Raw genomic sequence first — 21,984 nt, 5'->3', positions numbered from 1 at the left:
CTTCGCGATGGACTAATGCAGAGCTAATTCAGCGTCTTTACGATGCACAGTCATACCGGCTGACACACGCCGGTTAATCGCCCCCGTAGTCGCAACGCTTGCGACGATTCTCGTTTTCTCAGTTCATGGAGTGTCTTATGAAGCCCTCGAAAATCCTGATGGTCCTGGTCTGTCTGGTTGCCGCTCAAGCGGCTAGCGCGCAGGAAAAGACGGTGTCCCCCGCGAAAATGACCTGCGCCGATTATGTCTCCGTCGATGAGGTGTATCGGCCGGCTCTCGTTTACTGGGTCGCCGGAGTCGACAAGCTCGGTATCAAGGAGACGGACACGATGGTCGTCGATACAGCGCATCCCGTAGCGGAGACCGTGGCCGAAGCATGCACGAAAGATCCGCAGACTCCATTTGTGTCGAAAGTCAGGTCCATGATCAAGGCGAAGAAGATTTCGCTCTTCCAGCATTCGTAATGATGCCACCGGAGGCTCTGGCTGAATTGGTTCTGCAGCACGCAACAGGCTCCCGTTGCGCTCACTATCTCCGACATGCAGGCTGTCCAATTGCATTGGCCGACGGAGTAGCTGAACGTGACGGGATTCGAGTATGTGTCGGGGTAGACGAGGTTGACAATAAATAGATGACCAGTTATCTTGTTATACATCGACTCAACGGAGATCACGAAGTTGCCACGTCCTGCCAATCCTCAAGTGCGTTCGCGTCTGCTGTCGGTGGGGCGTGATGTGGTTCACGACCGTGGTTTCAATGGCTGCGGCGTGCAGGACATCACGACGGCCGCGGGCGTGCCGAAGGGCTCGTTCTATAACTACTTCGAAAGCAAGGAAATGTTTGCGGCCGAAATTCTCGAAGACTACTGGCAGTCAATCGAAGACCGCCATGGTCCGATTCTGTACGACGCGCGAATCAGGCCGCTCGCGCGCATTGCGAAATTCTTCCGCGCATTGACGGACGATCACAGCAAGAGTGACTTCGCGCTGGGTTGTCTGATTGGCAACCTGTCGCTGGAACTGTCGAACGCCAGCGACGAGGCACGCTCGAAACTTCTGGCCTTGCTCGCGCGCTGGCAAGAGGCGCTGGCAGCGTGCTTGCGCGAGGCGCAGGAGCGCAATGAGCTGGACCGCAAGCAGAGCGCGGACGAGCTCGCGGCGATCGTGATCGAGGCGTACGAAGGCGCAGCCATGCGCGGCAAGATCGAACAGAGCGGCAACGCATACGAACGTTTCGAGAAGGTCGTATTACCTCGGCTGCTTCGCTGAGTTTTTTTGCGGTTTTTATAAAGCGACCGGTCATCTATGTTTGGCGTGCGTCCACATTTTGCGCGGTTGCGGTTTTCCTATGTAGTGACCTTTATATGGAGGGTTTTATGAGTAACGCGAACCAGGCAGCGCAAGAGAACGCAAACCCATACGCCGATCCTGCCAATCCGGCATTGCCGCAGACGGGCTTCAAACTGGACCCCGCGAGGGCGGCACTGGTGGTAATCGATCCGCAGAATGATTTCCTGAGTCCGTCAGGGGCGAGCTGGTCGGTGTTCGGGCCGAGCATCACCGAGAACAATACGGTCGCGAATCTGGGGCAGCTGTTCAAGACGGCGAAGCAGGTGGGCCTCACCGTGGCGGTTTCGCCGCACTATTACTATCCGTGCGACCACGAGTGGCATTTTGGCGGTCCGCTGGAAAAGGTGATGCACAACATCTGCATGTTCGATCGCAAAGGGCCGAACACGCTTGAGGATTTCGAGGGATCGGGCGCGGACTTTCTTGACGAGTACAAGCCGTACATTCTGGACGGCAAAACCATCATCGCGTCGCCGCATAAGGTGTATGGGCCGGAGACGAACGACCTGGCGTTGCAACTTCGCAAGAAGGGCGTGTCGCAGATCATTCTCGCCGGCATGGCGGCGAATCTTTGCATCGAATCGCACTTGCGCGAGTTGATCGAACAAGGGTTCGAAGTTGCCGTGGTACGCGACGCTACGGCAGGTCCGCGATTGCCGGACGGCGATGGTTATCTGGCCGCGATCATCAACTTCCGTTATCTCGCGCACGCGCTGTTGACGACGGAGCAGACGGTTCGGGAACTCACGTCCTGATCGGACCCGGCACGAATCCGATGCGCAGCGTTTGCTGCGCTTTTGCTGCTGGATCGTCGGCGGCGTGCGCGGTATTGACGGAGAACGTGAACATCTCTTCATTGCACTCACGCGAATAACGAAAGTGAAAATCGGTCGTTAACCGAGAAACAACGCGTCCCTATACTGGCACGCTTATTCGTCGACGAAACGTCGACGCCCGGCATGCTCATGCCGGTCCGCATGTCCAGTACAAGGAACCACGAATGCCCGCTCAAGACCTCACGGATCGTGCCGCAAGAGCACGCCTTCAGACGACGCTCGCCGGCTTGCCCGCGCTCGCGAAAGCCATCGGCGAAGGCACTGCGTCGCGCGAGGCGCGGCGCGAGTTGCCGTACGACGGCTTCGCGCTGTTCCGGCAATCGGGGCTCGGGCGTTTGCGCTTGCCTGTCGAATGGGGCGGCCTGGGCGGCTCGCTCGAAGACGTGTTCGATGTGATCGCGACGCTCGCTGCCGGGGAAAGCAACCTCGCGCACGCGCTGCGCATTCATTTCGACCAGACCGAGGCGTTGCTGCTACAGCCGCGCACGGCGTTCAACGCGTTACAGATCGAGCGCGTCGTCGAGGGCGCGATTTTCGGCGGCGCTTCGACGGAGCTGGGCACGTCCCGTCCCGGCGAGATCACGACGCAACTTCGCCGCGACGGCGAGCACTACCGTTTGAGCGGCCGCAAGTACTACGCGACGGGCACGGCGTTCTCCGACTTCGCACGGCTGAACCTGCAGGATGAGAACGGCAATCCTGTGGTCGCTATCGTGCCTGTCAAACGCGAAGGATTTCGCGTGCTCGACGACTGGGACGGCATGGGCCAACGGATGACGGCAAGCGGCAGCCTCGAATTCGACAACCTGCTGGTGCTCGCAGACGAGGTGACGCCGCGCGTGCAGACGACCTTGGCCGGCCGTCACGGCGGCGCGCTGCGGCAGTTGCATCTCGTCGCAGTGGGCGCCGGGATCGTGCGCAACGTGGTCGCCGATGCCAAGGGCTATGTGCTGCGGCATGGCCGTCCCGCGCTGCACAGTCCCGCGCCATCGGCGCGCGAAGACGCGTTCATCCAGCAGGTGATCGGCGATCTGACGGCACACAGCCATACGATCGACGTGCTGGTGCGCGACAACGCGCGCGCGCTGGAGCGCTCTTCGCGGGCGATCCGCAATGGCGAGCCCGATGCGGAGGCACGCGTGCTCGAAGGCGCGCTCGCGACGGCGCGAACGCAACTGATCGTCAGCAAGCTCGCGCTGTATGCGGCCGAGCGCATGTTCGAAGCGGGCGGTGCGTCGGCGACATCGCGCGTGCATAACTTCGATCGTCACTGGCGGAATCTGCGCACCATCTTCAGCCACAACCCGCTATTGCACAAAGCGCGCGTGATCGGCGATTACGAACTGAACGGCGTGACGACGCATCTGACGGAAGGCCGTGTTTTCTAGGGCGATTCGCTCGCGCAAGCGCGCATAGCGTGCAACGGCATATCGATGTGCCGATTTCTTCGTGGCGGCGCGCAAGCGCCGCATTCGACAATACCAACGATACATTCCCACAGGTGCCTCGCGCGATGAGCCGTGATCTTCTTCTGTTGCTCGAACCCGGATTTACCGATCCCCGCTATCCGGGCGAACGTTTCATCTGTCCCGACGGCGCGCCCATCGAAGGGCTACTCGCCAGCGACCCGGCGCGCGTTGCAGGGCTGGACGTGCGGCGCGTGCCGTTCGAGCGTCCGCGCCAGGCTGTCGTCGAAGTGCTCGACGAAGCGCATCAAGGCTTGCCCGTGCTCGTGCTGGGTGACGAGCAGCCCGCGCCCTCCGATGCGCAGACGCTGGGCGAGCGCCGCTTCGTCACCGACACGCGCCGCATCCTCGACCTGCTCGCCGAGCGCCACGACTTTCCGAAAGTGCATTGACGCATCAGTGAAAGCATCATGAGTGCGCGTGCAAGCGCACCCGACACAGCGGAGAATTTCGATGAGCCGTATCACGGCACCGGCCACGCCGCGCCGCCTGCATCTGAACGTCAACATCCTGCACTCGGGCTTTGTGCCTTCCGCGTGGCGGTTAGCCGACGCGGACCCGCGCGCATTCGTCGACGTCAATCACTATGTGCGCGTCGCGCAGATCGCCGAAGCGGGCAAGCTCGATGCTGTCTTTCTCGCGGATAACGCCGCGATCGTCGACCAGATCGATTTCCGCCCCATCACCGCGCTGGAGCCGACCGTGCTGCTCGCGAGCATCGCCGCCGCGACGACACGCATCGGCGTGATCGGCACGGCATCGACGAGCTATAACGAGCCTTACAACATCGCACGGCGTTTCGCGACGCTGGACCACGTGAGCAACGGACGCGCGGGATGGAACGTCGTGACGACGGCCGATCTGCCGTCCGCGCGCAACTTCGGCCGGGATGCCGTGCCGGACCATGCGCAGCGTTACGAGCGCGCCGCCGAGTTCACCGAACTCGTGAAAGCGCTGTGGGACAGCTGGGAAGACGATGCCTTCGTCGGTGACAAGACGGGCGGCCGTTTCGTCGATGTTTCGAAAGTGCATCCCGTCGCGCATCGCGGCCGGCACTTCGATGTGCAAGGTCCGCTGAACCTGCCGCGCTCGCCGCAAGGGCATCCCGTGGTGGTGCAGGCGGGCGGTTCGCCCGATGGCCGCGATCTCGCCGCGCGCCACGCGGAAGCGGTGTTTTCCGCGTCCCAGTCGTTCGAGGAATCGGTGGCCTACCGGCGCGACCTCAACACGCGCGCGGCGGCCTACGGGCGCCCCGGCGTGAAGGTGCTTGCCGGTCTCACGACCATCATCGGCGCGACCGAGGCGGACGCGCTGCGCCGGCGAGACGAACTGGTCGATCAGATTCCCTGGCGCTACAGCCTGAACCGTCTGGCAGGTACGCTGGGCATCGACGCGGAGCGTCTGAAGCTCGACCAGCCGTTGCCCGACGATCTCGCGCTGCCCGGTGGCGGCAACGGCAACCACACGTTCTTTCACGCGACCATCGCGCAGGGCCGCCGTCACGGCTATACGGTGCGCGAACTGATCCGCTCGCTGGCGGGCGGAACGGGGCATCGCGTGGTCGTCGGCACGCCCGAGCAGATCGCCGACGATATCGAGCACTGGTTCAACGGCGGCGCAGCGGACGGCTTCAATCTGATGCCCGATGCGTTGCCGAGCGGTCTGCAGGACTTCGTGGACGGCGTCGTGCCAATCCTGCAGAAGCGCGGCATTTTTCGCACCGACTACGAAGGCGCGACGCTGCGCGAGCACCTTGGGCTCGCGCGTCCCGACAATGCGCAGCTATGGCGCAAGAGTGCCTGAGTCCACTCCCATTCTCTCCAGTCATGAGTACACGTAAGGGGCATCTGCGCCTCGGCGCTTTTCTCTATCCGACGGGACATCACATTGCCGCATGGCGGCATCCCGACTCGCGGGTCGACGCTGGGCGCAATTTCCGGCACTACGTGCAGCTTGCGCAGGCCGCGGAGGCCGCGAAATTCGACCTGGTCTTTCTCGCGGACGGCGCGGGCACGCGCGGCGACAATGTCGATTTTCTCAGCCGCACCGCGCACAGCTATGTCGCACAGTTCGAGCCGCTCACGCTGTTGTCGGCGCTCGCGGCCGTCACGGAACGGATCGGCCTGGTCGGCACGGCATCGACGACATTCAACGAGCCGTATCACATCGCGCGCAAGTTTGCGTCACTCGATCACATCAGTGGCGGGCGCGCGGGGTGGAATCTGGTCACGTCGTCGAGCGCGCACGAGGCGAAGAACTTCAACTTCGACGAGCATCTCGCGCATGCGCGGCGTTATGAGCGCGCGGTTGAATTCGCCGAGGTCGTCGAGGGTCTGTGGGACAGCTGGGACGAAGACGCGTTTGTGCGCGACAAGGCATCGGGGCGCTACTTCGATCCATCGAAGCGTCATGTACTTGACCATCGCGGCGAGTTCTTCAATGTGCGCGGGCCGCTGAACGTCGAGCGGTCGCCGCAGGGCAGGCCCGTCGTCGTGCAAGCGGGTTCGTCCGAGGCGGGCAAGGCGCTGGCCGCGCGCACGGCGGAAGTGATCTTCACCGCGCAGCAGACGCTCGACGATGCCGTCGCGTTCTATGCGGACGTCAAAGGCCGGATGGCGGCGTATGGCCGCGAGTGGGACGATCTCAAGATCATGCCGGGCGTGATGCCGATTGTCGGCGCGACCGAAAGCGAGGCACGCGAAAAGTTCGACGCGCTTCAGGCACTGATCGATCCCGCCGTGGGGCTCGCGCTCGTCTCGACGGTGACGGGTGGCTTCGATCTGTCCGGTTATCCGCTCGACGGTCCGATCCCGGAACTGCCGGAAACCAACGCAAGCAAGAGCCGCCAGTTGCTGGCGCTCGAACTCGCGCGGCGCGAGAACCTCACGATCCGCGAACTGTATCTGCGCATCGCGGGCGCGCGTGGACACTGGCAACTGGTCGGCACGCCGGAGCAGATCGTCGATGCGCTCGAAGAGCGCTTCGTCAACCACGGCGCGGACGGCTACAACGTGATGCCCGCGCTGCTGCCCAACAGTCTCGACGATTTCATCCGGCTCGTGCTGCCGGAACTGCGGCGACGTGGGCTGTTCCGCAGCGAGTACGAAGGGTACACGCTGCGCGAGAACCTTGGTCTGACGCAGCCTGTTTCGCGCTATGCGCGCGAAACGGTGACGCAGTGAGTTGCCGCGAGTACTTGCGTCACCCATAACGGGTGACGCACTCGAATCCATACCAGAACTATTAGAACTTCACGCGCACACCCGAGAACACCGCGACCTGACGATTCGTCGATGAAGCCGTGCCCGCGTCGGCAATAGCCGCAATCTTCTGATAACCCGTGCCGACACGCGTCGATGCATCGCCCGCCGCGAGTTGATAAGCCGCAGACAGGTAAAGGTCGGTGCGCTTGGACAGCGCGTAATCGACGCCAAGTGTGAACTGATGCCAGCGCGGCTTCAGGTTCGCGCCGTTGGTGCCGGGCAGATTGCTCGCGCGTCCATCCGTGTACGTGTACACGCCGATCAACGTCAGCGAGGGCGTGAACAGATAGCGCGCGTTCAGATCGTAGTTGTTGAACTTGCGCGACGAGCCATCGCTGTAGTCGAGCTGCGTGTGGCTCCACGCGAAGCCGAACGTCGCTGCGCCGAGCGCGTAGCTGGTGCCCGCTGCCGCAATCTGCTGACGCACGACGCCGCCATTCAATCCATAGAAGAACGCGCCGCTGTAGTCGTCGCCCGATGTGGTCGATGCGCCGCCGATCGCGCCACCCGTGTTCGATGCGGCGTTCGGATGATTCAATACGTTATAGCCGCCGCCGATCGAAAACGGACCGTTCGTGTAGTTCGCCGCCACGCCCCATGCGCGGTTGTTGCTGAAGCCCGTGCCGTTGCTGCTGTTCGCCTGGTTGCTGAATGCGTAGAGGCCATCGACGGTGAAGCCCGCAATCGTGTCGCTGCGGAACTTGACTGCGTTGTTCACGCGAAAGGTCTGGTTCAGATTGTCGTTGTCGCCGATGTGCGTCGACGGCGACCAGAATCCCGGGCCCGCATACTGCGAGACGAGATCGGTCACAGGCTCGTATTGGCGGCCAACGGTTACCGTGCCGATGCCCGTCTTCTGCACGCCCACGAAAGCCTGGCGGCCAAACAGACGTCCGCCTTGTCCCGCCGTGCCGTCGTTCGGACGGAAGCCGCTTTCCAGCGTGAAGACCGTCTTCAGTCCGTCACCGAGATCTTCGACGCCGCGCAAGCCCCAGCGGCTGCCGTTGAGCTTGCCGCTTGTCTGCTGGATGTTGCTCGCGCCTTTCTGGTTGTTGGTATAGGTGATGCCCGCGTCGACCAGTCCATACAACGTGACGGCACTCTGCGCATGCACGAGTGCGGGCGATGCAGCGACAAGACTTGCGGCGCTGGCCAGAACAACACGCTTCATTGGATTCCCTTTTTATTGAAGTCACTGGATTAATAAGGAACCCGATGCTATTAGGGAGAACACTAAACACGAAGCAACTATTTCTACTTTGTTATTCAAATGCAATGCGATTTACAACGGACTTTCGCAGTGAAATGCAGATCAGCCGCGTCGCGGATTACGTTGTGGCATAGTGGCGCTCTCTCCGGACTCGCAACTTTAAGTCGATATCCATCGAGGCTCTATGATCGATTTCTCCGCCGTGGCGGCAGTGTTCTCTGTTTATATCGTCGGTGTCGTGATACCGGGGCCGAACTTCGTCGCTGTCGCGCACAAGTCGGTGTCGGCAACACGTCCTGATGCATTTGCGCTTGTCGCCGGGATCGTGGTGGTCAATCTCTTCTGGGCCACCTGTGCGATTCTCGGCGTCGGCGTCGTATTTGCGATCTTTCCGTGGATCGCCATTGGCGTGAAGCTCGCTGGCGCGGGCTATCTGATCTGGTTCGGCCTGCGCCTCATCATGTCGGCGGGAACGCGTCCGATGGCGGTGCAAAAACCTTCGGCGTCGTCGAGCTTTGGCTCTGCGTTCATGCAAGGTGTCGCGACCAACATTGCCAATCCGAAATCGATCGCGTTCTACGCGGCTGTGTTTTCAACGGCGGCGCCTGCGCATGTGTCCGCACCGACCTTCGTCGCGATGCTCGCGACCGTGGGCATGGTGGCGTCGTGCTGGTACGGCGGCGTCGCGTTGTTTCTGTCGCATGAGGCTGTCTCGGGCGCGTATCGCCGCGCGCAGAAATGGATCGACCGTGCGTGCGGTGCGGTGATCGTCGCGCTTGGCATACGACAGGCGCTGCGCTGACCGCGCGGTCTGTTTTGTGTTGGCGCAAAAGGAGGACGTTCGTAAATCGGCGGGGGCGCGAAAAGGGGTAGACTTTCGGCTACGCACGCTGAACCGGGTGCGACGGGGCGCTCATTCGAGTCGCCCCGTCTGCCATGTGCGCAGGTTGTTTTCAGTGCTACAGCACATACGTATTGAAGACAGGCCGAACAGAATTGAGGTCCACAACCCATGCTAAAACCCGAATTCAATGACGCGGGTAGCGCGCGTCCAGAACTGCTTTGCTACCTCGTGGCCACCGCGGCAGCGTCGTACGCGTTGACGCAGGAGTGGCGCGTCGATCATGTCGTCGAATGCTGCCGCCGCTGGCTCGCGAAAAACGAGGTGAAGATGGACTGGCTCGACCGGGTCCGGATCGGGCAGTTCGCGTTGAAGATCGCGAGCAAGGATCTGCTTGACGCGGGCATCGCCGTGCGTCTGTCCAGTGTCAATGCGCTCTTTACGAGCGAGATGGAACTGAACGAAGCGAGCACGATGGTGCAACGGATGATGTCCTTGTGTCAGGAAGCGCTCTGAGCAACGTTTTGATCAAACGTCAAGCCTGAATGGCGGAGGGTTGCACCGGGCGAACACTGTGTTGCAACTTCGATAGCTGATCGCGAGACGGGGCCAATTCATACTTCGCGATGGTCGCGCACCGCATCGTGCAGGTGCGAGCGTTCAGCTTAGAGGTTGTCGTGAATACATCTGAAGTCAATCAAGTCCTCTCAGGTCTGACTAATCTGATCAGAGAACGCGTGGCAGTCGTGGCGCGAAGACGGGCCGTGCGCGCGGCAATTTTCGCGCTCGTGCCCTTGCTCATGCAGGCGTGCGCGAGTTCCGGTCCCGTCGTCGAGACGGGCGATGCGGGGCGATACACGCTACACGCATCGGCGGCGGGCGGCAGCGCGGCGTGGGCGAGGTCTCACAAGGCAGTCATGCAGAGCGCAAGCAACTTTTGCGCGCAACGAGGCGAGGTGCCGAGCGTCGTGTCGGAGTCGTCCAAAGGCGTGCGGGCGCTCGAGACCCACGAGGCGCAACTCACGTTCGAATGTCACCCGCACTTTTGACGGACGCGTCAACCAATACGACAGACGAAACGGAAAGCTAAAAGTGCAGCGGGCGTAAGCCATCGTTAAGGATCCGCAGCTATAACGTTTGATGCAAATGCGATCTGGGTGGCGCTGCCAGTCAACGATCAAAAAAGGGTGACCCGGACTCGCGGATTCAACCGACGACAGCGTCGATGTCCATTCAGAGGTCGCCCGTCATGACGATCAACTCTCGCTCCATTGGGCGTGTTCCCGCGCTTGTTCCCAGGCTTGTTCCCGCGGCATTCGCGCTGCTGCTCGCGACGCCAGCCTACGCCGGGTCCACCTGTCCCGACTTCGTGATTCTGCCGTCGGGTAGCGTGTTCAACATCGCGAAGCTGATCGCGGATACGGGTTCTCCGGAGGCCGCGCTCAAGAAGGCCAAGGGCGCACTCGATGAGATCGCCGCAAACGGCGGTTGTCCGAAGTCAGTGCGACGCGCCGTGTGTGACGAAACGATGGCTGTGGCGAGAAAAGCCGTCGTCGCGCTTGAAGCCTGCGCCGCGCATGGTCCTCAGGCTGACGGCGTGGACAAGGACGGGCGCACTGCATCGAAGTAGGCGGGGCACTAAGCAGGTCACTAAGCGGCCGCGTCAAGCCGACGCGTTCGTCGTACGCAACGCGACGCCCAGGCTGCGGATCGTTTCTCTCATGCCGGCGTCTCGCACGCGCGTATAGACGGCGATTTCGATCGGCGCGAGCGGCGGCAAGCCGAGCCGGCTGCCGACATCGACGGCTCGCGGCGGGCATCCGCGCCGCGTCATGGGCGCGACTGCAAGACCTGCCATCACGGCGGCGCCCACCGTGCCGATGCCGCCACCGACAAATACCTCAGTCCACTTGATGCCTGCTTCATCGAGCGCCTTCAGCGCGTTCGCGCGCACGCCGCAAGGGGCGGACAGCGACGCGATCCGCAACGGCTCGCCGGGACTGTGCATCCATTGTGGCGAGGCAAACCATCCACAGTGTTCGACGAACAGTTTTTCCGCGTCCCTTCGCGTGGCGTCGCGTCGCGCGAAGACGGCATCGAGTTCGCCGGAGTCGTAACCGGCGAGCATTTCGCTGGACGCGCCGATCTTCACTTCGACCCGCAACGTAGGGTCCTGCGCGGAAATGCGGGCGATCAACGGTATCAACCCGTCCGCGGCGGTGTGGTCGATGATGCCCAGGCGCAGGCTGCGTTGCGCCTGCACTGTCGGATTCAGCGCGCGGTCGTGCGCGCTCAGCAACTCCCGCGCGGCCGCGAGGAATGCCGCGCCCTCGGGCAGCAACTGTACGCGCCGCGGCGTGCGTTCGAGAAGGCGGCGCCCCAGCCGTTCTTCGAGCCGCTTCATCTTCAGGCTGATCGACGATTGCGTGATGTCGAGCACTTCGGCGGCGCGCGTGAAACTGCTGAGGTCGGCGACCAGCACGAATGCCTGAACGTCGTCGAGGTCGAGGCGCCGCGTCGGAGATTGATAATCGGTTCTCATGTTAGCGGCTCCAGTCATCGCGAATTTAAATCATAGACGAGTGCCTGGTTTTTCGCAGATTCAGCGCAATACTGCGTCCACAAAGCAGGACGAAGCAAGAAAGCGTGTTTTCAATCATTGGTGAAATTCATCACAGAAATACTTAGTGATGAATTGTTGTTATCGAAGTGCAACCCTAAGATTCATCTCAAGCAAACGCACTTCAGGAGCTTCAAATGCCAATGACCCATGTCTCGATGCGCAGCGGCAAACCCGCTGCGTACCGCACTGCCGTTCTCGAAGGTATCCACGAAACGCTTCACACGTCGCTTGGCGTGCATCCGGAGACGTTCTTCATGACCGTCAGCGAACACGAGGATGCGAACTTTCACGTCAACACGACTTTCCCGTTCACGCGCTCGTCCGACGTGCTGCTGATCCAGATCACGCTGACAGCGGGCCGTTCAGCCGACGACAAGCAACGCTTCTATCAGGACCTCGTTGCGCGGCTCGAAAAGAACCCGGGCGTCAAACCCGCCGATGTGTTCATCAACCTCGTCGAGGTGGCGGGCGAGAACTGGTCGGCAGGAAACGGACTCGCCGGACGAAGCGCAGCTTTGGCAGCGGACGGCTCGACAGCCGCCGGCACTGCCGCCTGAAACATCGCCATCCGCCTTACTCAAATCTGATTCTGGAGAACATCATGTCGAAGCAATACGCCGTTCCTCTGTCGCCCCGTGGTCTGTCGAGCATTGCGCCGCCGCCGCCGTGGCACTATTCGGGCGACTTTCTGATCGTCGAGTTCTGGGCCGATCCCGCCGCTGTGGCTGCGACGTTGCCGGCGGGTCTGAGCGTCGATCCGTCGTCGCCGGGTCACGCAACGGCGCTGTTCGTCGACTGGCAGTTCACGGGCCAAAACGATGAACTGCTGGACCCGGCGCGCTATCAGTACCGCGAGTTCTTCCTGCTCGTCGATGCGTTGTATGAAGGCCAGCCAGTCGCATACTGCCCGTACATTTTCGTGGACAACGACTCGGCGATGATGCGCGGCCTGATTCAGGGCTTTCCGAAGCGCCTCGGCGCCGTGTACCAGACGCGCACGTTCGCGGCACCCAGCCTCGCTGCTGCGCAGGTAGCGCCGGGCGCGCGCTTTGCGGCAACGGCATCGGCGGCGGGCCAGCGCATTGCGCGTGCAGAGGTCAAGTTGACGGGCAAGGTGGACGATCCTTCAGCGGTCAGTCTCGCCGGACGACCGATCGTCAATCTGCGTCACTTCCCGAGACTGGCTGCCGGGCAGCATGAGACGCCCGCCGTCCACGAACTCGTGATGTCGATCATGGACGACCCCCGCATGGCCGACGTGTGGGCAGGCGAGGGGCAACTGAGCTTGCCCGTCGCCGAGGGTGAAGAGATTTCCGATCTCGCGCCTGTGCGCGTCGGCGCGGGTTATCGGCTGTCGATGTCGTACACGGTGACCGACCTGAAGACGCTGAGCGACGGCACGCAGGCTGCGTGAGATTGACTTCACACCGCTATCGAAGTGACGCCACGCGGCCCAGGAAGCAAAACTTCCGGGCCGCGTGGCTTGTTGCGCATTTGATCGCGCAATACGCAACGGCTGTTACGCCGCGAGTCGTTCTTCATGACGTGCAACGACGGCCGCTTCGTCGCTGAGCGCCTTCTGCGCAGACGGGCGAGCTTCGACGCGCGCCACGTAGGCCATCAGGTTCGTCAGATGGTCGAGCTTCACACCCGAACGCTCATGCCACATTGTTGCCCACACGTAGGCGTCGGCGACGGTGAACTGCTCGCCCGTCAGATACGGGCGTCCATCGGCGAGACGCTTGTCGAGCGCGGCGTAGGCCGACAGCAGCTTGTTCGTATGGAATTCGATGCCTTCCGGCGTCATCAGTTTGCGCATCAGCGGAATGTGTTTTTGCGCGATCTCGGTGGCGACGAAAGTCAGCAGTTGATCCATGCGCACGCGCTCGATCGTCCCGCGTTGCGGAATCAGATCGGAGCCGGGATGCTGGTCCGCCAGGTACGACGCGATCACGACCGTTTCCGTCAGGATGTCCTGACTTTCGTTGTCGAGTTCGAGCGCGGGCACATACAGCAGCGCGTTGACATCGGCGAACGCCGAGCCATTCGACGTCGACTTGCCGAACACGTCGAAATGCACGAGTTCCGGCGCGAGGCCGAGTTCGTTGGCGACAAGCTGGACGGCGAGTGAGCAGGTTGCTTTGGCGATGTAGAGCTTCATGATCGACATTCCTTTTAGCGCGGACCGGTCAGGGTCGGGTTTCGTTGGGGCGCCGTCGTCGGCACCGTTGCAGCGAAGTATGGGCAGTTTCGGTTGCGCGATAAACGGGGCAAGGAGAGTCGCTGAGTCGCTTCGCAAGCGACAATCCGGCAGGGGCATGCGGACGTCACGCGGTTCTGTGTGGGTGCAACGTGTTTCGATTGTCGCGTCGTGGGAGACGCACTGAATACCGCGCGGCTGTTTATCGAGTGAGTATCGGGCTGCATAATCGGGCCCCTGTCTATCAGTCGTGATGCAGCGTTGCATCACCGGCACCTCTCCTGTCATTACCTCTTTCCCGATCATGCGCACTCCCTCGTCTAACGGCGCGGAGGGCAACAAGCTGCTGATTCTGGCCGCCGTCTGCCTCGCCGCGTTAGTCTTGCCCCTGTCTTTCTCCGGGGGCGCTGTCGCGACTCCCGCAATCGGTCGCGATCTTGGTGGCACGGCCACGTCGCTGACCTGGATCACGAATGCGTTCATGTTGACGTTCGGCAGCTTGCTGATGGCGGCGGGCGCACTCGCGGACCAGTTCGGTCGAAAGAAGCTGTTCGTTGTCGGACTTGGCGGTTTCGTGCTGACGTCGGTGGCGATGAGCTTCGTGCCGTCGGTGTTATGGCTCGACATCTTGCGTGGCGCACAGGGCGTGGTCGCCGCCGCGTCGCTGTCGAGCGGCGCTGCTTCGCTTGCTCAGGAGTTCGATGGACATGCGCGCACCCGCGCGTTCAGCTTTCTTGGCACGAGCTTCGGTATCGGCCTCGCTTTCGGGCCGTTGATGGCGGGTGTGCTGATCGAGCATTTCGGCTGGCGTTCGATTTTCATGGTCATCGCAGCGATCGGCACGCTTGCGTTCATGTTCGGCGTGCCGCGCATGCGCGAGACGCGCGATCCGGGCGCGACGGGCCTCGACTATCCCGGCACGATCACCTTCACGGCGACGCTCGTTCTGTTCACGTTCGGTGTCATCCAGGCGCCGGCGAGCGGATGGGGCAGCGCGCCCGTCGTCCTGCTGCTGATCGCTTCCGCCGTTTTCCTCGTTGCCTTCATCGTGATCGAGACCAGCGTGAAGCGGCCGATGCTGGAACTGAGTCTGTTTCGCTATCCGCGATTCGTCGGCGTGCAGATCTTGCCGGTGGGGACGTGCTACTGCTATATCGTGCTCGTCGTGATGCTGCCGTTGCGCTTCATCGGCGCGGAAGGACTCAGCGAAATCGACGCGGGCGTGCTGATGATCGCGCTGTCGGCGCCGATGCTGATGGTGCCGCTTCTCGTTGCGTCGTGTACGCGTTGGGTATCGGCGGGTGTGCTGTCCGGTGTCGGCTTTCTGATCGCCGCGGCGGGACTCTACTGGCTGAGCCTCGTCGACTTCAGCGGAGCGAAGGCCGCGCTCGTGATGCCGATGCTCGTGATCGGCATCGGCGCGGGCATGCCGTGGGGGTTGATGGATGGCCTGTCCGTCAGCGTCGTGCCCAAAGAGCGCGCGGGCATGGCAGCAGGCATATTCAGCACGACGCGCGTGGCGGGTGAAGGTATTGCGCTCGCCATCGCGACGGCCATTCTTGCGGCGTTGGCGCACACGAGCCTGATGCGCGTGGTGCCGGATACGGACGCTGGAGTCGCCGCGCGAATCGCGGAAGCGGCACAACGCGTCGTTGCTGGCGACATGATCCATGCGGCGGCGATTCTTCCGGAAGCCACCCGTCACGCGCTCTCGATGAGTTACGCGGATGCATTCACGCGCCTTCTGCATGTGCTGATCGTCATCACGCTGCTATCCGCCGTGGCGACGTTTGCTTTCCTCAGTCGCACGTCCAGTCGGAATGACGATCCCGACGCGCAGACGCGAGCAAAGCAGTTGAAAGAAACGGTGGACGCATAGCGTGAACCACACGGCTGTCTCACGCGAAATTGCAACGGACCTGCTAAAGTTGCCGAACCCCTCGATTCCACGCCAATCGATCGTCACATGAACGAACGCGCAGATGCACCGATCAATGAGATCGCGGTCTTTGTTGCGGTCGCGCAGAGCGGCAGCTTCACCCGCGCGGCCGAAGAAATAGGCAGCAGCAAGTCGAATGTCGGGAAGGCGGTGCAGCGGCTCGAAGCGCGCCTCGGCACGAAGCTGTTCCAGCGTACGACGCGCGCGGTCCGCCTCACCGAAGATGGCGAGACCTATCTGCAGGCCGCGCAACAGGCGCTCGACGGTCTACGCGAAGCGGAGCAGCAGCTCGCGTCGAGACGCTCGGAGCCGGCGGGGCGCGTCAAGATCGATCTGCCTGCGGGGTTCGGCCGGCTGCTTCTTCCCAGCTTCATTCAACTGCGCGACAAGCATCCAAAGATCACGCTCGAAGTGGCGCTTACCGACCGGATGTCGGACCCCATCGGCGAAGGATGGGATGTCGTCGTGCGTATCGGTGCGTTGCCCGATGATAGCGAGCTGACGGTGCGCAAGCTGTGCGATCTGCGGCTCGGGCTCTATGCGTCGCCGGAGTACCTTCAACGGCGCGGCGACATTCACGATATCGGCGCGCTCGCTGCACACGATGCGATCGTTTTTCGTGGACCTTCAGGAAGGTTGCGCGCATGGACGCTGCAGGATAGTGATGCTGTCAGGGAGTATTCGCCACAGCCCGTGCTGGTGCTCGCCGACGGACAGGCGCTCGTGGAAGCGGCTGTGGCCGGTTTCGGTGTTGCGCAGATTCTTGATCGCGTGGCGCTTCCTTACGTGAAGGCGGGAAGGCTTGTTCATCTGTTGCCGAATGCCGATGTCGATGGGCCACCCGTGCATGCGATCATCTCGCTAGGGCAGAAGATGGCGGCGAAGACGCGCGCGGTCGTTAATCATCTCGCGGAGATGTTGCAGGGGGAGGGGCGCTAGGGGCTTGTGTTTCGATTTCTTCGATAAAGGGTTTGTTGAGGATTTTTTGGGGGCGTGGCTGGCGGATGTTTGAGGTTTGTTCTGCGTGGACGCCATTGGTCTTTTGCTTTTGCTGGCATCCGCGTTATGCCTACGTGCTTCAAGCGTTGCCCCTGTGCGGGGCGGCACCTACTTTTCTTTGCCGCCGCAAAGAAAAGTAGGCAAAAGAAAGCGGCTAACACCGCCAACCCTTGTTATTGCCTGCGGGCCCCCAACGGCCCCGTCCCGTTCGCGGCGGCGTTCTTGCTGAGACCCGCTGCCAACGCTCTTGACAGTCACATCACCTCCTTCAATCACCCGTAGAGAGGCTGGCGGCAGCGAATCGTTGCTGCCGCCCAGGTGGCAAACTGTGTGTAGGTTGTCGCGTCATACAAGTCTGCGCTCTTGCGACACCGACCTCGCGTTCCAGTTCGGAGTGGTGCGTATGGCGCGAAAGCCTGCTCACAGTTGTCCCATGAAGCCTTACTTTTGTGCGACCGTCGTTTGCGTCGCGGTTGGATGCCCCGCTTCACCCAGCGCGGCCGGCTGTGGAACGACATCACCCCATCCACCGCCGAGCGCGCGTATCAGATTGACCGTCGACGCTGCCTGCACGCCCTGCAGTTGCACGGCAGCGCGTCTCGCTTGCAAAACAGTCCGCTCGGCGTCGATCACGTCGAGATAGTTCACAGCGCCTTCCACATACTGCTTGCGGGAGAGATCGGCGGCGCGCTGCGACGCATTGACGGCCTCGTCCTGAGTGCGCGTTTGGGTTTCGAGAATGCGCATGTCGGAGAGGTTGTCCTCGACTTCCTGAAACGCGACGAGAACCTGCTGGCGATACTTCGCCACATCCTCTTCATAGACGGCGCGCGCATTCGCCAGATTGCCCTTGCGACGGCCGCCGTCAAAGATCGGCACGTTCAGCGCAGTGCCCGCCAGCGGACCCAGCAGAAACGCGCGGCTGCTCCATTTGAAGAGATCGCCGAGCGTCGCCGATTCGAAGCCGCCCGTGCCCGTCAATGTCAGCGACGGGAAGAATGCTGCCTTCGCAATGCCGATGCGCGCATTGGCGGCCGCCATGCCGCGCTCCGCGGCAGCGATATCCGGACGGCGCTCCAGTAGCGATGAAGGCAGGCCAGGCGGAATCCGCAAGTTGACGGATTCGAGTGGATTGGCCGCCATCGAAAATTCTGCCGGTGCCTGGCCGAGCAGAACCGCGAGGCTGTGTTCGGAAGCCGCGCGAAGGCGCTGTACCGTCATCGCATCGGACTTTGCTGACGCAAGCTCGGCCTGTGCGCGTTGCAGATCGAGTTCGGTGATATCGCCTTCCGCAAATCGACGCTGCACGAGTTTCAACGCCTGTTCGCGCAGGGACACGGCCTGCGCGAAAACCTGCGCTTCGGCATCCAGTTCGCGCAATGCAAAGTAGTTTTGCGCGACATCCGCCTGAAGCGTCAGCAGCACCGAACGATAGAGCGCTTCGCTTTGTTGCGTATCGGCTTTGGCGGCGTCGACGCTCGACGCGACGCGGCCAAACAGATCAACCTCGTACGATGCGCTAGCCTGCGCGCGCCAGAAGGTTTGCTGCGGCACGTTCGTGCCGTCGGGTTCGAACAGCGATGCCGCCGACACACGTTGCCGCGTCGGGCCGAATCCCGCATCGAGTGTCGGGAACAGGCCCGCGCGCGCCGCCTGGTTCAATGCGCGCGCTTCCTTCACGCGCGCGGCGGCCGCCTTCAGATTCTGATTGGCGTCGAGGGCCTGCTGTTCGAGTTCATCGAGCTTCGCGTCGCCGAATACTTTCCACCATTCGCCTCGGGACATGTCCTCGGAAGGCTGTGCTGTTTTCCAGGCACCCACTGCTTCACCCGCAAGCGGTTGGGGCGGCGCTTCCTTGAACGTGCCGCTGACGCCCGGCGTCGCGGGCACGTCGTAGGTCGGCGCCAGCGAGCAACCGGCGACGGCCAGCAGCGCGCCAAGCAGCAGCGAACCCGTAAAACCCTGTTTCCAGAATGTGCTTCTCATGATGAGGCTCCTTAATCCTGCAACGCCGGTTCGCGGACCTTCGCATCAGGTGCGGCGGGCCTGCCGGTCGCACCCTGTTCGTTGCCGTCGCGCTCGTGCGGACCATGAATGTGCGGACGGCGGCCGTGCTTGTCCCTGAGCCGCTTGCCGCCCGAGAGCTTGCGCAGGATCACGTAGAACACAGGCGTTAGCAGCAGGCCGAAGAACGTGACGCCCAGCATCCCGAAGAACACCGCAATGCCCATCGCGCGACGCATCTCCGAACCGGCGCCCGTCGAGATGACGAGCGGCACCACACCCATGATGAAAGCGATCGACGTCATCAGAATCGGACGCAGACGCAGGCGGCATGCTTCGATAGCCGCCTGCACGATGGAACGGCCCTGAATTTCCAGCTCCCGCGCGAACTCGACGATCAGAATCGCGTTCTTCGCCGACAGACCGACCAGCACCATCAAGCCGATCTGCGTGAAGATGTTGTTGTCGCCACGCGTGAGCCACACGCCGAACAGCGCGGACAGAATGCTCATCGGCACGATCAGCAGAATGGCGAGCGGCAACGTCAGGCTTTCGTACATCGCGGCCAGCACGAGGAACACCAGCAGCACGCTGATGGGAAACACCCAGAACGCGGTATTGCCCGTCAAAATCTGCTGATACGTGAGATCCGTCCACTCGAACCGGATGCCGCGCGGCAAGGTCTGCGCGGCGATGCGCTCGACGGCCGCCATCGCCTGGCCCGACGAGTAGCCCGGCGCGGGTCCACCGTTGATGTCGGCGGCGAGATAGCCGTTGTAGCGCACCACCATTTCCGGGCCGTAAGTCGGCGTCACCTTCACGAGCGATGACAGTGGCACCATCTCGCCCTTGTCGTTGCGCGTCTTCAGTTGCAGGATGCTGTCCGCCGTCGCGCGGAACGGCGCGTCGGCCTGTGCCCGAACCTGATACACACGGCCGAATTTGTTGAAGTCGTTCACATACAGCGAGCCGAGATAGATCTGCATCGTGTCGAAGACGTCCGTCACGGAGACGCCGAGTTGCTTCGCCTTTTCGCGGTCGAGTTCGACATTCAACTGCGGCACGTTGATCTGATAGCTCGAGAAAGACGGACCAAGCTCGGGCGCCTTCGCAGCCGCGGCGAGGAACGCCTGTGTGGCCTTGTTCAGCGCTTCGTAGCCGAGCGCGCCGCGGTCTTCGATCTGCAGCTTGAATCCGCCGATCGTGCCGAGACCCTGGACGGGCGGCGGCGGAAACGTCGCAATGGCCGCGTCCTTGATGCCCGCGTATTTCGTGTTCAGTCCGCCGACGATGTCGGCCGCCTTTTCGCCTTTGCCGCGCTCCTTGGAAGGATTGGTCACGGAGAACACCAGGCCGCTGCTCGACGAATTCATCAGGCCCGTCACCGAGAGCCCCGGGAATTCCGTCGTGTGCCTGACGCCCGGCTGCCGGCGCGCGATGTCGCCCATTTCGTTCACCACCTTCTCGGTGCGATCGAGCGATGCGCCTGCGGGCAGTTGCAGGATGCTCACGAAATAGTCCTTGTCCTGCGCGGGGACGAAGCCGCCGGGCACGATCCTGCCCAGCAGGACGGTGCCGCCCAGCAGCACGGCATACACGGCCATCATCGCGAGCTTGCGGTTGATGATGCCGCCGACACCCTTGCCGTACGCATCGGAGCCGCGATTGAACAGCTTGTTGAACAGGTTGAAGAACGGCCCGAAGAGGCGGTCCATGACGCGCGTGAGCCAGTCCTTTGGCGCGTGATGGTCCTTCAGCAGCAGCGCCGAGAGGGCAGGCGACAGCGTGAGCGAGTTGAACGCCGAGATGACGGTCGAAATCGCAATCGTCATCGCGAACTGCTTGTAGAACTGCCCTGTGAGCCCCGACATGAACGCAAGCGGAACGAACACGGCGACCAGCGTGAGCGCAATCGCGATGATCGGTCCGCTCACTTCCCGCATCGCCTCATACGATGCTTCGAGCGGTGTTAGGCCCGCCGCGATATTGCGCTCGACGTTCTCGACGACGACGATCGCATCGTCGACCACAATGCCGATCGCCAGCACCATGCCGAACAGCGACAACGCGTTGATCGTGAAGCCGAACGCGAGCATCAATGAGAACGTGCCGACAATCGATACGGGCACCGCGAGCAGCGGAATCAGCGAAGCGCGCCAGGTTTGCAGAAACACGATGACCACGACCACCACGAGGAAAATGGCCTCGAACAGCGTGTGTACCACGGCATCGATGCTTTCTCGCACGAACTGCGTCGGGTCGTAGACGATTTCGGCTTTGACGCCTTCTGGCATGTCCTTTTGCATTTCGGCTGTGAGCCGGCGGATATCGTCCGAGATCTGCAGCGAGTTCGCATTGGGCTGCTGGAACAGGATGATCTGAACGGCCTTCTTCCCGTCGATACCCGCGCGCAGCGCGTAATCGGACGCGCCCATTTCCACGCGCGCGACGTCACCCAGATGCGTGACCGCGCCATCGGGTGACGTCTTCAGGATGATCCTGCGGAACTCGTCTTCCGTTTTCAGGCGGCCTTGCGCGTTCACGCTCAACTGCAGCGGAATGTTGGTCGACATCGGCGCGCCGCCGACGATGCCCGCCGCGACCTGCACGTTCTGCTCGCGAATCGCTTTCACGACATCTGTCGCCGTCAGGTTCTGGCGTGCCACCTTGGTCGGGTCGAGCCACACGCGCATCGAATAGTCGCCCGAACCCCATAGCACGACTTCGCCGACGCCCGGCACCTGCGCGAAGCGGTCCTTGATGTTGATGAGCGCGTAGTTGCGCAGATAGGTCAGGTCGTAGCGGTCGTTCGGCGAGACGAGATTGACGCCCATCGTGAGCGTCGGCGACGACTTGACGGTCGTCACGCCTAGCCTCTGTACGTCTTCGGGCAAGCGCGGCATCGCCTGCGATACCCGGTTCTGCACGAGTTGCTGCGCCTTGTCCGGGTCGGTGCCGAGCTTGAACGTTACCGTCGTCGTCATGTTGCCGTCGCTGTTGGCCTGCGACTGCATGTACAGCATGTTCTCGACGCCGTTGATCTGTTCCTCGATGGGCGACGCCACGGTCTCCGCGATCACTTTCGGGTTCGCGCCCGGATACTGCGCGCGGACCACGACGGAAGGCGGCACGACTTCGGGATATTCCGCCGTCGGCAATTTCGTCAACGCGATCACGCCCGCCAGCAGGATCACCACCGACAACACGGCCGCGAAAATCGGCCTGTCGATGAAAAACTTTGATATGTTCATGAT

General features: G+C 62.2%; 20 protein-coding genes. 15 read left to right on the top strand and 5 right to left on the bottom strand.

Annotation, left to right across the window (positions count from 1 at the left end; genetic code table 11):
- Nucleotides 1–137: 137 nt before the first annotated feature.
- The 7 genes from BLT65_RS30620 to BLT65_RS30590 all read left to right on the top strand — a co-directional run bounded on the left by BLT65_RS30620 (nucleotide 138) and on the right by BLT65_RS30590 (nucleotide 6,833).
- Nucleotides 138–464 carry an HdeA/HdeB family chaperone gene (locus BLT65_RS30620; protein ID WP_009770644.1) on the top strand — a complete coding sequence of 109 codons (327 nt, stop codon included), beginning with the start codon at nucleotides 138–140 and terminating at the stop codon, nucleotides 462–464.
- Nucleotides 465–677: 213 nt separating this feature from the next.
- Nucleotides 678–1,268, top strand: coding sequence for a TetR/AcrR family transcriptional regulator (locus BLT65_RS30615; RefSeq protein WP_091784920.1), 591 nt, complete (start codon nucleotides 678–680; stop codon nucleotides 1,266–1,268).
- A 107-nt stretch (nucleotides 1,269–1,375) separates the two neighbouring features.
- Complete coding sequence (locus tag BLT65_RS30610; RefSeq protein ID WP_042308978.1) at nucleotides 1,376–2,104, top strand: cysteine hydrolase family protein; 729 nt, start codon at nucleotides 1,376–1,378, stop codon at nucleotides 2,102–2,104.
- Between the two features lie 245 nt (nucleotides 2,105–2,349).
- Entirely contained in the window at nucleotides 2,350–3,573 is a 1,224-nt protein-coding gene (locus tag BLT65_RS30605) for an acyl-CoA dehydrogenase family protein (RefSeq protein ID WP_091784870.1), read from the top strand.
- Between the two features lie 125 nt (nucleotides 3,574–3,698).
- On the top strand, nucleotides 3,699–4,043 hold the full coding sequence (locus BLT65_RS30600) for a DUF3088 domain-containing protein (RefSeq protein WP_091784917.1): 345 nt from the start codon (nucleotides 3,699–3,701) through the stop codon (nucleotides 4,041–4,043).
- Between the two features lie 61 nt (nucleotides 4,044–4,104).
- Nucleotides 4,105–5,454 (top strand): LLM class flavin-dependent oxidoreductase, encoded by a 1,350-nt coding sequence (locus BLT65_RS30595; RefSeq protein WP_091784867.1) that lies wholly within the window; start codon nucleotides 4,105–4,107, stop codon nucleotides 5,452–5,454.
- Between the two features lie 23 nt (nucleotides 5,455–5,477).
- Entirely contained in the window at nucleotides 5,478–6,833 is a 1,356-nt protein-coding gene (locus BLT65_RS30590) for an LLM class flavin-dependent oxidoreductase (RefSeq protein ID WP_091784864.1), read from the top strand.
- Between the two features lie 61 nt (nucleotides 6,834–6,894).
- Here BLT65_RS30590 and BLT65_RS30585 read toward each other — a convergent pair whose 3' ends face one another.
- On the bottom strand, nucleotides 6,895–8,085 hold the full coding sequence (locus tag BLT65_RS30585; RefSeq protein ID WP_091784861.1) for a porin: 1,191 nt from the start codon (nucleotides 8,083–8,085) through the stop codon (nucleotides 6,895–6,897).
- Between the two features lie 223 nt (nucleotides 8,086–8,308).
- Here BLT65_RS30585 and BLT65_RS30580 point away from each other — a divergent pair, with 223 nt between their 5' ends.
- The 4 genes from BLT65_RS30580 (at nucleotide 8,309) to BLT65_RS30565 (ending at nucleotide 10,595) form a co-directional block, all read left to right on the top strand.
- Entirely contained in the window at nucleotides 8,309–8,926 is a 618-nt protein-coding gene (locus tag BLT65_RS30580; RefSeq protein ID WP_091784858.1) for a LysE family translocator, read from the top strand.
- Nucleotides 8,927–9,136: 210 nt separating this feature from the next.
- Nucleotides 9,137–9,481 carry a hypothetical protein gene (locus BLT65_RS30575; protein ID WP_042308957.1) on the top strand — a complete coding sequence of 115 codons (345 nt, stop codon included), beginning with the start codon at nucleotides 9,137–9,139 and terminating at the stop codon, nucleotides 9,479–9,481.
- Nucleotides 9,482–9,711: 230 nt separating this feature from the next.
- Nucleotides 9,712–10,014, top strand: a complete 303-nt coding sequence (locus tag BLT65_RS30570) for a hypothetical protein (RefSeq protein WP_244186769.1) — start codon at nucleotides 9,712–9,714, stop codon at nucleotides 10,012–10,014.
- A 200-nt stretch (nucleotides 10,015–10,214) separates the two neighbouring features.
- Nucleotides 10,215–10,595: a hypothetical protein gene (locus BLT65_RS30565; RefSeq protein WP_042309010.1), complete on the top strand. Its 381-nt coding sequence runs from the start codon at nucleotides 10,215–10,217 to the stop codon at nucleotides 10,593–10,595.
- A 33-nt stretch (nucleotides 10,596–10,628) separates the two neighbouring features.
- Here BLT65_RS30565 and BLT65_RS30560 read toward each other — a convergent pair whose 3' ends face one another.
- Complete coding sequence (locus BLT65_RS30560) at nucleotides 10,629–11,507, bottom strand: LysR family transcriptional regulator (RefSeq protein ID WP_091784852.1); 879 nt, start codon at nucleotides 11,505–11,507, stop codon at nucleotides 10,629–10,631.
- A 215-nt stretch (nucleotides 11,508–11,722) separates the two neighbouring features.
- Here BLT65_RS30560 and BLT65_RS30555 point away from each other — a divergent pair, with 215 nt between their 5' ends.
- The gene (locus BLT65_RS30555; protein WP_042308950.1) at nucleotides 11,723–12,145 is read left to right on the top strand and encodes a tautomerase family protein; all 423 of its coding nucleotides are present in this window, start codon (nucleotides 11,723–11,725) and stop codon (nucleotides 12,143–12,145) included.
- 44 nt (nucleotides 12,146–12,189) lie between these two features.
- A complete protein-coding gene (locus BLT65_RS30550) occupies nucleotides 12,190–13,002 on the top strand; it encodes an acetoacetate decarboxylase family protein (protein ID WP_091784850.1) in 813 nt (270 codons plus the stop codon).
- A gap of 105 nt (nucleotides 13,003–13,107) precedes the next feature.
- On the opposite strand, the gene BLT65_RS30545 is transcribed toward BLT65_RS30550, so the two are convergent.
- The gene (locus tag BLT65_RS30545) at nucleotides 13,108–13,749 is read right to left on the bottom strand and encodes a glutathione S-transferase family protein (RefSeq protein ID WP_091784914.1); all 642 of its coding nucleotides are present in this window, start codon (nucleotides 13,747–13,749) and stop codon (nucleotides 13,108–13,110) included.
- 343 nt (nucleotides 13,750–14,092) lie between these two features.
- Here BLT65_RS30545 and BLT65_RS30540 point away from each other — a divergent pair, with 343 nt between their 5' ends.
- Nucleotides 14,093–15,667, top strand: coding sequence for an MFS transporter (locus tag BLT65_RS30540; RefSeq protein WP_091784846.1), 1,575 nt, complete (start codon nucleotides 14,093–14,095; stop codon nucleotides 15,665–15,667).
- Between the two features lie 87 nt (nucleotides 15,668–15,754).
- Entirely contained in the window at nucleotides 15,755–16,666 is a 912-nt protein-coding gene (locus BLT65_RS30535) for a LysR family transcriptional regulator (protein ID WP_091784843.1), read from the top strand.
- Between the two features lie 501 nt (nucleotides 16,667–17,167).
- On the opposite strand, the gene BLT65_RS30530 is transcribed toward BLT65_RS30535, so the two are convergent.
- Together BLT65_RS30530 and BLT65_RS30525 are read right to left on the bottom strand one after the other, a co-directional pair.
- Nucleotides 17,168–18,712 (bottom strand): efflux transporter outer membrane subunit, encoded by a 1,545-nt coding sequence (locus tag BLT65_RS30530; RefSeq protein WP_091784841.1) that lies wholly within the window; start codon nucleotides 18,710–18,712, stop codon nucleotides 17,168–17,170.
- Between the two features lie 11 nt (nucleotides 18,713–18,723).
- A complete protein-coding gene (locus BLT65_RS30525; RefSeq protein ID WP_091784838.1) occupies nucleotides 18,724–21,981 on the bottom strand; it encodes an efflux RND transporter permease subunit in 3,258 nt (1,085 codons plus the stop codon).
- Between the last annotated feature and the right edge of the window lie 3 nt (nucleotides 21,982–21,984).

The sequence above is a fragment of the Paraburkholderia steynii genome (assembly GCF_900100565.1).
GTDB classification, from domain to species: domain Bacteria; phylum Pseudomonadota; class Gammaproteobacteria; order Burkholderiales; family Burkholderiaceae; genus Paraburkholderia; species Paraburkholderia terrae.
Note: the sequence above shows the minus strand (reverse complement) of the source record. Positions and strands in the feature narration are given on the sequence as shown.

Bases quoted from the DNA above. Each gene is read 5' to 3' on its own strand.
- BLT65_RS30540 (WP_091784846.1), top strand. From the start codon at position 14,093: ATGCGCACTCCCTCGTCTAACGGCGCGGAGGGCAACAAGCTGCTGATT.
- BLT65_RS30565 (WP_042309010.1), top strand. From the start codon at position 10,215: ATGACGATCAACTCTCGCTCCATTGGGCGTGTTCCCGCGCTTGTTCCC.
- BLT65_RS30555 (WP_042308950.1), top strand. From the start codon at position 11,723: ATGCCAATGACCCATGTCTCGATGCGCAGCGGCAAACCCGCTGCGTAC.
- BLT65_RS30530 (WP_091784841.1), bottom strand. From the start codon at position 18,712: ATGAGAAGCACATTCTGGAAACAGGGTTTTACGGGTTCGCTGCTGCTT.
- BLT65_RS30605 (WP_091784870.1), top strand. From the start codon at position 2,350: ATGCCCGCTCAAGACCTCACGGATCGTGCCGCAAGAGCACGCCTTCAG.
- BLT65_RS30545 (WP_091784914.1), bottom strand. From the start codon at position 13,749: ATGAAGCTCTACATCGCCAAAGCAACCTGCTCACTCGCCGTCCAGCTT.
- BLT65_RS30575 (WP_042308957.1), top strand. From the start codon at position 9,137: ATGCTAAAACCCGAATTCAATGACGCGGGTAGCGCGCGTCCAGAACTG.
- BLT65_RS30610 (WP_042308978.1), top strand. From the start codon at position 1,376: ATGAGTAACGCGAACCAGGCAGCGCAAGAGAACGCAAACCCATACGCC.
- BLT65_RS30585 (WP_091784861.1), bottom strand. From the start codon at position 8,085: ATGAAGCGTGTTGTTCTGGCCAGCGCCGCAAGTCTTGTCGCTGCATCG.
- BLT65_RS30595 (WP_091784867.1), top strand. From the start codon at position 4,105: ATGAGCCGTATCACGGCACCGGCCACGCCGCGCCGCCTGCATCTGAAC.
- BLT65_RS30560 (WP_091784852.1), bottom strand. From the start codon at position 11,507: ATGAGAACCGATTATCAATCTCCGACGCGGCGCCTCGACCTCGACGAC.
- BLT65_RS30580 (WP_091784858.1), top strand. From the start codon at position 8,309: ATGATCGATTTCTCCGCCGTGGCGGCAGTGTTCTCTGTTTATATCGTC.
- BLT65_RS30620 (WP_009770644.1), top strand. From the start codon at position 138: ATGAAGCCCTCGAAAATCCTGATGGTCCTGGTCTGTCTGGTTGCCGCT.
- BLT65_RS30550 (WP_091784850.1), top strand. From the start codon at position 12,190: ATGTCGAAGCAATACGCCGTTCCTCTGTCGCCCCGTGGTCTGTCGAGC.
- BLT65_RS30590 (WP_091784864.1), top strand. From the start codon at position 5,478: ATGAGTACACGTAAGGGGCATCTGCGCCTCGGCGCTTTTCTCTATCCG.
- BLT65_RS30535 (WP_091784843.1), top strand. From the start codon at position 15,755: ATGAACGAACGCGCAGATGCACCGATCAATGAGATCGCGGTCTTTGTT.
- BLT65_RS30600 (WP_091784917.1), top strand. From the start codon at position 3,699: ATGAGCCGTGATCTTCTTCTGTTGCTCGAACCCGGATTTACCGATCCC.
- BLT65_RS30525 (WP_091784838.1), bottom strand. From the start codon at position 21,981: ATGAACATATCAAAGTTTTTCATCGACAGGCCGATTTTCGCGGCCGTG.